Raw genomic sequence first — 12175 nt, forward strand, 5'->3', positions numbered from 1 at the left:
CCGGGCTCAGCCCACCGCCTTGATGAGCTTGTCGCGCCCCGCCTTCGCGAGCATGGAGGCGACGGCGCACGAGGCGAGCCGGGCCGGTTCGGAGTCGGCGCGGCTCGTGAGGATCACCGGCACCTTCGTGCCCAGCACGATGCCCGCCGCATAGGCGCCGCCGAGGAAGGTCAGGCTCTTCGCGAGCATGTTGCCGGCGTCGAGGTCGGGCACGATGAGCACGTTGGCGCGGCCGGCCACCGGCGAGACGATGCCCTTGATGCGAGCGGCCTCGGCGTCGATGGCGTTGTCCATTGCCAGCGGGCCGTCGAGCACCGCGCCGGTGATCTGGCCGCGATCGGCCATCTTGCACAGCACCGCGGCGTCGAGCGTGGAGGGCACCTTGGCGTTGACCGTCTCCGTCGCGGAAAGAATCGCCACGCGCACCGCCGGCATGTGCAGCGCGTGCGCAAGATCGATCGCGTTCTGCACGATGTCGGCCTTCTCCTCCAGCGTGGGTGCGATGTTGATGGCCGCGTCGGAAATGATCAGCGGCTGCGCATGGCCCGGGATGTCCATCACGAAGCAGTGGCTGATGCGCCGCGAGGTGCGCAGGCCGCCTTCGCGGCGCACGACGGCACCCATGAGCTCGTCGGTGTGCAGGCTGCCCTTCATCAGAGCATCGACCTCGCCGCGCAGCGCCATGGCCACAGCCGCATCGGCCGCGGCGTGGCTGTGGGGCGCCTCGACGATCGCGATCCTGGAGAGATCGATGCCGGCCTCTTGCGCGGCTGCCTCGATCTTCGCGCGCGGACCCACGAGCGTCGGCACGATCAGGCCCAGCGACGCCGATGCCAGTGCAGCTTCCAGCGAGGCCGCGTTGGCGGGGTGCACCACCGCGACCCGCAGCGAGGGCAGGCCGCGCGCGGCGGCGATCAGGCGGTCGTAGTGCGGGTGGGCTGCGGGTGTGGACGACGCCATGCGGGCTCCTGGAGATGAAGGCAAGGGAATGAGTTACCGCAACGGTACTTGAAATCGGGCACCGTGTTTGTGTGTATCGCATCGCGTGCTGGCTCCGGCTTTGGCCTGCTGCCGGCGAAGCAGCAATCGAGCCGTCTCCGTATCCGATGCAAACCCGCAGGCCAATCTGTGACAGATTACGAGGATCCAATGCAACCGGAGCCAGGAAGCGTGTAAGTGCGGACCTCCCAAGCTCTCTTCCGCAGAGGCCCGGATACCGCAAGGTTCCGGGGCTCTTTGCTTTCCTTCTCACCGAAGCCACGATGTCTGCTTGAGAAAAGGTCGGAACGGTTCGTCGCTTTCACCTCATTTGGCAAATCTGCCCAATCTGGTTCGACTCTGGATAGAGTCTTCATTGCCGCAACATTCTCAATCCATTCGATGAATGAAGAGACTGCCTACTTGAGCAGCGCGGCAATATCCTTCCTGTCGCTGCTGCCCGCCGCGTTCTCGTAGGCGGTCTTTCCGCTGGCATCTTTGGTGTCGCGCTTCGCGCCCAGCGCGAGCAGTGCTTTTACGCCTTCGAGATTTCGGCCCTCCACGGCCATGTGCAACGGCGTCCAGCCCTGGAAGTCGCCCTTGGCGTTGATGTTGGCGCCTTGCTTTGCGAGCAGGTCGATCAGTTCCGCCGAGCCATCGTATGCGGCAGTGTGAATGGGAAGCCAGCCCTCGTCAGTCTTGAGATTGACGTCGGCGCCGCAGGCCAGCATCTTCTTGACGAGTTCAATCTTCTTGTTGGCTACTGCGTGGGAGAAGTTGGTGTCGCCACCGATATCCTTTGCCGCCGGAGCGAGCTTCTTGCACTCGGCGGCACTGGGCTTCTTGATGGGTTCGGCCGCCTGCGTCGTGCCGAGCGCCAGGCCCAACAAGACGGCGGCGATAGGGGGCAGTGTGCATTGAAGATAGGGGTGTTTCATGGATCCGGTCCTCTTTGTTTGTGATGGGGTTCCGCCGCGCATTGCATCGCACGAATGGATGAATGGCAGTCGATGGAGCGGTGCGAATATAGCGAAGCGGACAGGCTCGAAGTGCACTGAAAAAGTTTTCTTCGACCAGTTTGTGTGCGGTAGTTACGTCTTTCTGATCTAAACCCGCGAAAGAAAAATTGGAAATCCGATACCGGACACGCACGGGTTCGCGCAATGTGGTTCCTACTCGGCCAGTTGGCGTACGTGCGCGGCTCTTCCGATGCATCGCAGTGCCTGTAGTCCTTTCTGTGCATGACGTTTGGCACTGTCGGTATTCAGGTGTCTCGCTTTAAGGTAGACGCCTTGCGAACCCGATGCAGCACGGATCACCCGCACCTTAAAACCTATTGCTCTGTTCGCGCGTCTTTCGAGCAGATGGAAATAAGAACGTTGTCCGCTGTGTCACCAGCGCCGGCGCCATCGGGTTGTGATTCGTTGCCGTCCTCCTGCAAAGAGGGCGGCTGGTTCCGATGTGCCCTCGATGGGCACGCAATTTCGAGGGAGTTGATCTCATGGCAGTAGACATGTTCATGCGCGTCGAGGGCGCGAACGGTGAATCGAAGGATTCGAATCACAAGGAGTGGACGGACATCAAGTCGTTCGCATGGGGCGCCACGCAGCCTGGCAACATGGTCAGCGGTGGTGGCGGCGGTGTCGGCAAGGCGAGCTTCAACGATCTGCAGGTGCTGGCGCGCATCGACAAGGCGGCGCCTTCGGTGCTGAAGAACTGTGCGAGCGGCAAGCACCTGGGCAAGGTGGAAGTGTCGGTGTGCAAGGCCGGCGGCTCGCAGATCGAGTACACGCGCGTCACGCTCGAAGAAGTGCTGGTGACCTCGGTGCAGTACACGGCCGAACAGGGCTCGGACGCGGTGTTCGTGCAGTACTCGTTCCAGGCCGCGAAGGTGAAGCAGCAGTACTGGGAGCAGACCGACAAGGGCGGCAAGGGTGCCGAGACGGTGCTGGGCTGGAACATCAAGGAAAACAAGGAGGCCTGAGCTCTCTTTTGCCCGGCCGGTTCGCCGCTCGCGCGGCACGCGCCGGGCTCGCATTGACCAGGGAGCCTTCCACGAATGACCCGCAGCTTCATCGCCCACAGCGCGTTGGGCGAGCGCCTGAAGTTCCGCTCGATGACGGGACAGGAGCGCATTTCCGCACTGTTCGAGCATCGCGTGCGGCTCATCAGCGACATGCCCAACATCCCGCCCAAGCGCATGCTGGGCGAGGACATGAGCATCGAGGTGAACCTCGCCACCGAGCTTGGCGGCGCCGGCAAGCGCTTCCTGAGCGGGCAGGTCACGCGCTTTGCCTACGTGGGCAAGGACGACGGCGACATGTGCGTGTACGAGGCCACGCTGCGCCCGTGGCTGTGGTATGCCACGCGCCGCTCCGACTTCAAGATCTTCCAGTTCAAGACGGCGCCGCAGATATTGCAGGAGGTGCTCGCGCCCTACGGCTTCGCCATCGACGCGCGCCTGAGCGGCAACTACCGCACCTGGGACTACTGCGTGCAGTACTCCGAGAGCGACTTCAACTTCGTCAGCCGGCTGATGGAGCAGGAGGGCATCTACTACTTCTTCTCGCACGCGCAGGGCAGCCACCAGCTGGTGCTCTGCGACGGCCCTGATTCGCACACACCGCTGCCCAACGGCCCGGTGAAGGTGCCGTACCACGCCGGCGTGCTGGCCGCGCAGATCCTCGAGCAGGACTTCATCGACAGCTGGAGCCATTCGGAAGACATTGCTTCGGGCAACTTCGCGGCCGACGACTACGACTTCAGGAAGCCCAACGCCGAGATCGACACCGTGCGCCAGCAGCCGGCCGGCCACAGCCGCGACAACTTCGAGATCTACGACTGGCCCGGCGGCTACACCGAGCTTGGCGACGGCGAGAACTACGCTCGCCTGCGGCTGGAGCAGCTCGCCGGCCGGCGCGAACTGGTGAGCGCCGAAGGCAACCTGCGCCACATGGCGCCGGGCTACCTGTTCGAGCTGGCGCGCCACCCCAACGCCGAGGACAACCGCCGTTACCTGATCGAGGCCGTGAGCTACGACTTCCAGGAGAACGCGCTGCGGGTGGTGGGCGCGGCGGACGCGGCCTACAGCGAATCGACCAGCAGCACCAGCTACCGCCAGAGCTTCGAGGTGCTGCCCGACAGTGCGCCGTATCGCCCAGCGCGCGTCACGCCGAAGCCGCGCACCACCGGGCCGCAGACCGCGGTGGTGGTCGGCCCGGCGGGGGAGGAGATCCACACTGACCAGTACGGCCGCATCAAGGTGCAGTTCCATTGGGACCGCTATGGCCGGCGCGACGAGAACTCCTCATGCTGGATCCGCGTGTCGCAGACCTGGGCCGGCAGCAACTACGGCGCCATGCACATCCCGCGCATCGGGCAGGAGGTGATCGTCGACTTTCTCAACGGCGACCCTGACTACCCGATCGTCACCGGCTGCGTCTACAACGCCGCGCAGATGCCGCCGTGGGAACTGCCGCGCCACAAGACCCAGACCGGATTCCAGACCCACTGGAGCAAGGGCGGCGGCGGCAAGCACATGCTGCGCTTCGAGGACAGCCGGGGCACCGAGCACATCGAGCTCTCCACCGACCACGGCAACACCCACCTGCACATGGGTTACCTGATGAACCAGGGCTCGGGCGTGCAGCGCAGCTACGGCTTCGAGCTGCGCACCAACGAGTGGGGTTCCATCCGCGCCGACAAGGGCCTGCTGCTGACCACCTACACGCAGGACTTCGCGCGGAAGACATCGCGCGACAACCCCGACGGCCACGAGCACATGGGCGCCACGCTCGCGCAGAGCAACGCGCTCATGCAGGCGGCGGGGCAGGCCGTGGCCGCGACGAAATCCCTGGTGAGTGCCATGGCCCAGGGCAAGAACCAGATGCTCTCGGGGCTGGTGCAGGGCGTGCAGTCGCTGGGCGGCGTTTCGCAGGCCGTCACAGCGCTGGCGGCAGGCGGATCGCCCGAGGCTGGCGTCTCTGACGACCCCGACCCGGCCATGGCCGACGCGCAGCAGATGCTCGACCTGTCGCGCAAGATCGACAAGCCCGTGGTCTCCATCGTGAGCCCCGAAGGCCAGACCATGATCAGCCCCCGGCCCATCGTCGTGAGCTCGGGGCAGAGCGTGTCGATGCGCTCCGTCACGGCGCTGACCTTGACCACCGGCGCCCAGCTCACGCAGCTCGCCGCCAAGGGCATGCTCACGCAGGTGAGCGAGGGCGGGCAGATCAACGTGGTGTCCGACGGCGACATCGTCTCGCATGCGAGCGCTGGTGCGATCAACCTGGTGTCGAAGACCGACGCCTCCGTCACCTCCACGGCGGCCAACGCGAACCTCACCGGGCAGAAGTCGGTGGTGATCCAGGCAGCGGAGCAGGACGTGTTCGTCACCGCCAGGACGAGCATCTCGCTGATCTGCGGCAAGTCGTCGATCGTGCTGCTGGCGGATGGGACCGTGAAGATCAACGGCGTGAAGGGGCTGGTGAACTTCACGGACAACCTGGACCAGCGCGGCGGGAAGATTTTCCTGAACTGCGATGCGCCGATCGGCAGCCAGGCCGAAGAAGCCGTGGCGGAGGAGGACGTGCCAGTGGCGCCCGCGGCCGCTGCCACGTCTGCGCAAGCCTCGGAGCATGCCCTGCCCGCGGCGTCGCCGCCGGGCTATGTGACCACCGGCCTCGGCAAGGGCGTCGATGCGATTGCAGCGCGGTCACCCACGTTGCAGCGGCAGCTCAAGTTCCTGCAGGGCGACAAGTGGTCCATCAGCTACGGGCCTGCGGGCGGGGGCACCTATGCCAATACCAATTCGGGCATCAAGAAGATCGTGATCGACGGTGCCTATCAGAAAGACCCGTACAAGACCGCCGCGTCGCTGTCGCACGAGGTCGGGCACGCGATGTATTCGTACAGCTTCAAGCCCGATATTTCCTCGAAGGCCGCGTACGTCAACGGCATGCTCGGTTCCGAGGGTGAGGCTGCGCTGAACCAGATTCAGGTGCGGCGCGAGGTCTGGCGCGCGGCCAAGGTCGACATCCTCAAGGGGGCCGACCCCGCAAATGTGGAAGCCTTCAACGATGCCTACAACATCTGGGCGAAGGGGGGCACCCGCGAGGCTGCGAGGGCCGCGGCCGGCAAGTACTACGGCACGCTCACCACATCGACCACCGGCGAGCAGTACACGCAGTACTACGGCAACGGCTATGACAAGAAATATGCCGGCAAGCACTGAACCATGAATCCACAAGCTACGACGACCCTCACGCTCTGGCAGACCATCGAGACGCTGGCTGTGCAGTTGCCGTTCTCCACGCAGAACGTGGGCCGCACGTTGTCGACCACCCTCAGCGACACGCTTGCCGCTGGCGGCAACGTATTCCAGTTCTTCGAAGGCTCGCCCGTGCGCCTCGCGGACGGCACTGAGCTGGCGCGCATCGATCTGCGCATCAAGCGCGAAGACGCGAGCCGGGGCTTTCTGGTCCTGGAGCTGAAGGGGCGCTGTGTGCCGCTGGCCGAAGTGCGCCAGCACTATGCCGCGCTCGATATCACCGACGTGCCGCGCGGCCGTTCGCTCGACGAGGCGACCACCTTCACGGCCATGCCCGGCTGGGGCCGGCTGTCTTTCGGCTTCACCGAGCGCAACCCGGACTGCCTGGCCTTCGTGGCCTTCGACCCCGCATAGAACACCCCGCAAGAAAGCAGCCCTGATGAAGTACCACATCCAGGAAGGCCGGTTCGACGTGCCCGACGACGGACGCATCGACCGCTCGATGAACGTGCTGGCCATGCCCGACGGCTCGGGCACCACGCTCATCGTGAGCCGCGACGCGCTGCGCGAGCAGGAGAGCCTGGCGCAGTTCGTCACGCGGCAGATGAACGACCTGACGCGCCAGGTGAGCCAGCTGAAGGAGGTGTCGCGCACCGACATTGCCGTGGGCCCGGCCATCGCCAGCCTGCGGGCCATCGAACTCGCCACGCAGTTCAGGCAGAACGGGCAGGCGTTGTACCAGCGCCAGGCCGTGTTCCTGCTGCCGCAGGACCCTGCGGGCAGGGCCGTGCTCATTCTCACGGCCAGCAGCCCCGTGCCCTTCGATGCCGATGCGCTCGCGCTGTGGCGGCGCACGCTCGAGAGTTTTCAGCCCAGGGCCTGACACCTTCATGAAGGCCGCGACGACCCATGGCCGGTAAACCCGCTGCCCGGCTGCACGACCCCATAGCCCACACCAATGCGCACGCGCGCTTCTGGGCCAAGTTCGCGGGTGGGCTGATCGGCGGCATTGCCGTGGGCTTTGCTGCGGGCTTGGCGGCGGCCGCCGTTGTCGGCACCGGTGGGCTCGCGGGGCCGCTGGTGGCGGGCGCGGTGGTGGTGGGCGCGCGCATGGCCGGCGGCTACCTCGGCGCGAGCCTGGGCGAGTCGATCGCCGATGCGCTGGTGCCCGAGACCCTCACCGTGACCGGCATGATCACCAGCGGATCGTCGGACGTGTTCATCGACAGCAAAGCCATCGGCGCCGCCCGCGCCTCGCCAGAGATGCCGATGGACACCGTGAGCTGCAAGAAAGACTCGCCGCAAATTCTTCTTGCCGAGGGCGCGGAGACCGTGTTCGTCAACATGGGCGTCGCCTCGCGCAAGGACGACCACACCGAGTGCGGCGCCAAGGTGAGCGAAGGCTCGCCGACCGTCTTCATCGGCGGGCCGACCGCACGCGTGCGCGATGTGGCCGACGAAGTGCCGCTCATCTCGAAGGTGCTGGTGACCGTGTTTAACCTGGTCATGATCTACCGCGGCCTGCGCTGCCTGCCCAAGCTCGCGCGCCAGGGCAAGAACGCGCTGCCTTGCCTGATCGAAGGCGCGGTAGGGCTGGGCATGGGCATCCACGGCATGGTCAGCTCCTTCGGCAACCCGGTGCATGCGGCCACGGGCGGCAAGTTCCTGGGCGGCGAGAGCGAGCTCGACTTTAGCCTGCCGGGGCCGTTGCCCATCGCATGGCAGCGCTTCTACAGCAGCCACGACCTGCGCCGCGACGGCCCGCTGGGGCAGGGCTGGAGCCTGCCCTATGCGATGGAACTGCGGCTGGGCAGCGATGAAGAAGACCAGCCCATCGTCACGCTCATCGACGAGCAGGGCCGCCCGATGGTGCTGCCCGACATCGAGCCCGGCACCCGCCAGTACAGCCTGCGCGACGGCCTGGACCTGTGCCGCACCGAAGGCGGCCACTACTTCATGCACGTGCCGGGCGGCCTGTTCTTCATGTTCGAGGCGCCGGCCGAAGGCGGGCCGCACGCGCAGACGCTGAAGCTCGCGCGGCTCGAAGACCGCAACGGCAACTTCATCGACCTGCGGCACGACGCGCTGGGGCGGCTGGCCGAGCTGACCGACAGCACCGGCCGCCTGCTGGCGCTGGAGTACGCGGGCGAGAGCCGCCGGCTAGGTGCGGTGCGCCTGGCCGCCGGTGCACCGGGCGAGTTGCCCGGCCTGCTGGTGGCTTATCGGCACGACACCGAAGGCCGCCTGCTCGACGTGACCGACCGCAACGGCGCGGTGGTGCGCCAATTCGGCTACGACGCCCAGGGCCTCATGAACTTCCATGCCGACGCGGCAGGGCTGGAGTGCCACTACGAATGGCGCGGCTCGGCCGGCGACGCGCATGTGGCCCGCCATTGGACCAACGACGGCGAGAGCTACACCGTGCGCCGCATGCCGCCCCCCGCGGACGATGTACTGGCGCTGGGCGAGACCCTGGTCGTCGACCAGCTCGGACGCGAGTACGCCTGGCACTGGAATGCCGACCACCAGGTCACCGACTACATCGACGCGGCGGGCCGTCAATGGCATGCGCAGTACAACGAGCTGCGCCAGCTCGTCGCCGTCACCGAGCCCGGCGGTGCCACCACGCGCTGCACCTACGACCCCATGGGCTTCATGGCCAGCCGCACCGATGCGCTGGGCCGCACGCAGAGCACCGGCTGGACCGAGTTCGGCGAGCCCTGGCGCCAGACCCTCGCGGACGGCAGCACCTGGACCTACGCCTACAGCGACCAGGGCAACCTGGTGCGCGAGACCGACCCGCTGGGCCACACCACCGAATACGCGTACGACAGGCGGGGCCTGCCGATCGTCGTGACCGACGGCAAGGGCGGCACCAACCGCATGACGTGGAACGATTGCGCGCAGCTGCTTTCGCTGACCGACTGCTCCGGCAAGACCACGCGCTACGCATACGACGGCTGGGGCCACCTGCAGACCGTGACCGACGCCATGGGCCAGCGCACGCGATTGACGCACGACGCCATGGGGCGGCTGCTGTCGGTGTCGCAGCCCGACCAGAGCCACCAGTCGTTGCGCCGCGATGCGGCCGGCCGCATCGTCGCCGCCACTGATGCGCTGAGCCGCAGCACGCGATTCGCGCTCGGCCTGCGCGGCCAGCCGCTGGTGCGGCAGGACGCCGAGGGACGCCGCATCGCCTGGCACTACGACAGCGCCCAGCGCCTGCAGGCGATCGTCAACGAGAACGGCCTGCACTTCGAGTTCGTGCGCGACGCCGCCGACCGCGTGGTGGAAGAGCGCCGCGTGGGCGGCACGCGTGTGCAGGTGGAATACGACGCCAACGGCTGGCCGGTGTGCATCACCCATGTACCGGGCATCGGCGACGACGACCTCGCGCTGCATGACGACACCGGGCCGCGGCCCGCTGCGAGCAGGCCCTTGCGCACCGAACTGCTGCGCGACGCCGTAGGCCGCCTCGTCGGAAAGCGCACCGGGAGCCACCACTACCGCTACAGCTACGACCAGCTCGACCGGCTGACCGAGGCGGTCAAGCTGGAGGTGCCGCAACCCGGCACCGGCGGTGAAGCGCGCACGCTGCACCGCACCGTCTTCGCCTACGACAAGCTTGGCCGCATCATCGAAGAGACCGCCATCGACGAGCTCACCGGCGAAACGCACACCCTGCGCCACACGCACGATGAACTCGGCAACCGCACGCAGACCGTGTTGCCAGCCATCGCGTCGCAGCCAAGTGTGCAGCGTGTGCTGAACTACCTGTACTACGGCTCTGGCCACCTGCACCAGGTCAACCTGTCGCAGCAGCGCGGTGATGCACCCGCGGTGCACCAGCTCATCAGCGACATCGAGCGCGACGACCTGCACCGCGAAGTGGCGCGCAGCCAGGGCGCGCTGCACACCCGCTTCGCGCTCGACCCGCTGGGCCGGCGCGCCGCGTCGTGGTGCCGGGCCGGCGGGCTGGACGCGGCCTTCACCACGCAAGACCCGAGCTGGCGCCAGGCCATCGACAGCGCCGGCACGCCCGGCGGCCGCCTGCTGGACGGGTTGATGAAGGAATACAGCTACGACCCCGTGGGCGAGCTGCGGCAAAGCCGGCATTCGCTGCAAGGCACGACAGGGCACCGGTACGACGCCAGCGGACGCATCGAGGAAACCGTGCGCAGCGCGGCTGCCAACAGCGAACGCTTCGCCTACGACCCCGCGGGCAACCTGCTCGACCCATCATCGAGCGCGCCCGGCTATGTGCGCGACAACCTCGTGCGCGTGTTCGAGGACAAGCGCTACAGCTACGACGGTCATGGCCGGCTGGTGCGCAAGAGGGCGGGCCGGCATACCGAACAGCGCTTCGAGTGGGACGAGGAAAGCCGCCTCGTGGCCGTGCACACCACCCGGCGCCCGGGTACGCCCGAAGCCACCACGCAGCTCACGCGCTTCGAGTACGACGCGATGGGGCGGCGCGTGGCGAAGCACGACGCATTCGGCAGCACGCGGTTCGTCTGGGAGGGGATGCGGCTGATCGAGGAACGCAGGGGCTCGCAGGTGGTGAGCTATGTGTACGACGCGGGCAGCCACGTGCCGGTGGCGCGGCTCGATGCGAAGGCCGAGCCCCTTCACGGCGCCTCGGTCGCCCAAGTCTTCCACTTCCACAACAACCCCGTCGGCTTGCCGGAGGAGTTGAGCAACAGCGACGGCAACCTGTGCTGGCGCGCGAGCTATCGCACCTGGGGGGCCACTGTCGCCGAGCACTGGGAAGTCGCGTCGCTGAACGGCCAGCTAGTCAGCACGGCCGAGGAAGTCACTGACGCCATCACGCAGAACCTGCGCTTCCAGGGCCAGTACCTGGATAGGGACACGGGGCTGCACTACAACACCTTCCGGTTCTACGACCCGGACATCGGGCGGTTTATCGGACCCGACCCGATCGGATTGATGGGGGGCTCGAACCTTCATCAATACGCGCCCAACCCAAGCCGGTGGACCGATCCGCTGGGGCTTTCATACTGCGCCTTCGGCAACGCCAGCAAGCCCAGAGCGCCGAGACCGGGAAAAGACATTGCGGTAGATGCCGACGGCATGGTCAAGTCGCAGGCCGGAAAGCAATTCCCGGAGGGGGCATCGACCACCGTTGACCCGACAAAATCGCCGTTGAGCGGGCACTACCACGAGATCCCGGAAGGAACCAAGATGCCGAGCGGAATCGATATAGTGCGGGACGGCTCCGATGTGATTCCGAACTCTCCCCGCGGACCGGGGCATGCGACGGTGTTCCCGACCCGCGATATGCCGTTTACAGAATTCCAGGCTTTGTTCGAATCTCTGCCTTGGCAGCATGCAGGAAAAAAATGAATGATCCGGATGCTTTTCCTGACGAGTGGCGCCTCGTGAAGGAGGCGGAAAACTCTCTTCTTGTCAGCCGATTCAATTTCAAAAAGCACGTTGACTTCAAGAAAACCATATTGCTGGCCCTGAACACCATTTCGGAGCAGGCCGCCGCGCTCAGGTTCCTGAAGGACGATGCCCCCGGGTTGAGCGATCTGGAGTTAGCCGAGATTGCTCCCGTAGTCATGGACATCGCAGTGGACGGAAATATCGACAATCTCATCATCGCAAGGGCCGTGCTTCTGCAGTATTCCTCTCACTTTCTCCAGAGCAGGAAAACAATAAAGAGCTCGCTGGATCGCCGATTTCACAAGTACCTTTCGAGCGACGACGAGTTTCTGTACAGGCGATTGGCTGAATTGCTGGTAACCCTGGATCTGCCGGATGCCTTGGCGAAGTTGTTGTTGATCTGCAAGGACAACGGCAACCCGGAAATCGCCGAGATATACCAGGACTTCTCTACCAGATATGCAGCCGGCAGCGGCTTGAAGAACGAATAATCGAGGTAGCGACACCGAATACCAGATGCGC

At 65.8% G+C, this 12175-nt stretch carries 8 protein-coding genes; 6 read left to right on the plus strand and 2 right to left on the minus strand.

Annotated elements, in window-relative coordinates:
• Positions 1-6: 6 nt before the first annotated feature.
• Together AC1VNX_RS11250 and AC1VNX_RS11255 are read right to left on the minus strand one after the other, a co-directional pair.
• Positions 7-960: a phosphate acetyltransferase gene (locus tag AC1VNX_RS11250; protein WP_483156779.1), complete on the minus strand. Its 954-nt coding sequence runs from the start codon at positions 958-960 to the stop codon at positions 7-9.
• Between the two features lie 437 nt (positions 961-1397).
• Positions 1398-1916 carry an ankyrin repeat domain-containing protein gene (locus tag AC1VNX_RS11255; RefSeq protein WP_483156780.1) on the minus strand — a complete coding sequence of 173 codons (519 nt, stop codon included), beginning with the start codon at positions 1914-1916 and terminating at the stop codon, positions 1398-1400.
• A 563-nt stretch (positions 1917-2479) separates the two neighbouring features.
• Here AC1VNX_RS11255 and AC1VNX_RS11260 point away from each other — a divergent pair.
• The 6 genes from AC1VNX_RS11260 to AC1VNX_RS11285 all read left to right on the plus strand — a co-directional run bounded on the left by AC1VNX_RS11260 (position 2480) and on the right by AC1VNX_RS11285 (position 12144).
• Complete coding sequence (locus tag AC1VNX_RS11260) at positions 2480-2962, plus strand: Hcp family type VI secretion system effector (protein ID WP_019658228.1); 483 nt, start codon at positions 2480-2482, stop codon at positions 2960-2962.
• Positions 2963-3037: 75 nt separating this feature from the next.
• The gene (locus AC1VNX_RS11265; protein ID WP_483156781.1) at positions 3038-6211 is read left to right on the plus strand and encodes a type VI secretion system Vgr family protein; all 3174 of its coding nucleotides are present in this window, start codon (positions 3038-3040) and stop codon (positions 6209-6211) included.
• A 3-nt stretch (positions 6212-6214) separates the two neighbouring features.
• Positions 6215-6661 (plus strand): hypothetical protein, encoded by a 447-nt coding sequence (locus AC1VNX_RS11270; RefSeq protein ID WP_483156782.1) that lies wholly within the window; start codon positions 6215-6217, stop codon positions 6659-6661.
• Between the two features lie 25 nt (positions 6662-6686).
• Positions 6687-7130 (plus strand): DcrB-related protein, encoded by a 444-nt coding sequence (locus tag AC1VNX_RS11275; protein WP_483156783.1) that lies wholly within the window; start codon positions 6687-6689, stop codon positions 7128-7130.
• Positions 7131-7156: 26 nt separating this feature from the next.
• Positions 7157-11611 (plus strand): RHS repeat-associated core domain-containing protein, encoded by a 4455-nt coding sequence (locus AC1VNX_RS11280; RefSeq protein ID WP_483156784.1) that lies wholly within the window; start codon positions 7157-7159, stop codon positions 11609-11611.
• On the plus strand, positions 11608-12144 hold the full coding sequence (locus tag AC1VNX_RS11285; RefSeq protein WP_483156785.1) for a hypothetical protein: 537 nt from the start codon (positions 11608-11610) through the stop codon (positions 12142-12144). The genes AC1VNX_RS11280 and AC1VNX_RS11285 overlap by 4 nt, the downstream gene beginning before the upstream one ends.
• Positions 12145-12175: the final 31 nt, after the last annotated feature.

The organism is Variovorax sp. TLI9-5A (assembly GCF_056867935.1).

What these genes read in the sequence shown, in the direction of transcription:
- AC1VNX_RS11250 (WP_483156779.1), bottom strand. Translation starts at nt 960, where the DNA reads ATGGCGTCGTCCACACCCGCAGCCCACCCGCACTACGACCGCCTGATC.
- AC1VNX_RS11255 (WP_483156780.1), bottom strand. Translation starts at nt 1,916, where the DNA reads ATGAAACACCCCTATCTTCAATGCACACTGCCCCCTATCGCCGCCGTC.
- AC1VNX_RS11260 (WP_019658228.1), top strand. Translation starts at nt 2,480, where the DNA reads ATGGCAGTAGACATGTTCATGCGCGTCGAGGGCGCGAACGGTGAATCG.
- AC1VNX_RS11265 (WP_483156781.1), top strand. Translation starts at nt 3,038, where the DNA reads ATGACCCGCAGCTTCATCGCCCACAGCGCGTTGGGCGAGCGCCTGAAG.
- AC1VNX_RS11270 (WP_483156782.1), top strand. Translation starts at nt 6,215, where the DNA reads ATGAATCCACAAGCTACGACGACCCTCACGCTCTGGCAGACCATCGAG.
- AC1VNX_RS11275 (WP_483156783.1), top strand. Translation starts at nt 6,687, where the DNA reads ATGAAGTACCACATCCAGGAAGGCCGGTTCGACGTGCCCGACGACGGA.
- AC1VNX_RS11280 (WP_483156784.1), top strand. Translation starts at nt 7,157, where the DNA reads ATGGCCGGTAAACCCGCTGCCCGGCTGCACGACCCCATAGCCCACACC.
- AC1VNX_RS11285 (WP_483156785.1), top strand. Translation starts at nt 11,608, where the DNA reads ATGAATGATCCGGATGCTTTTCCTGACGAGTGGCGCCTCGTGAAGGAG.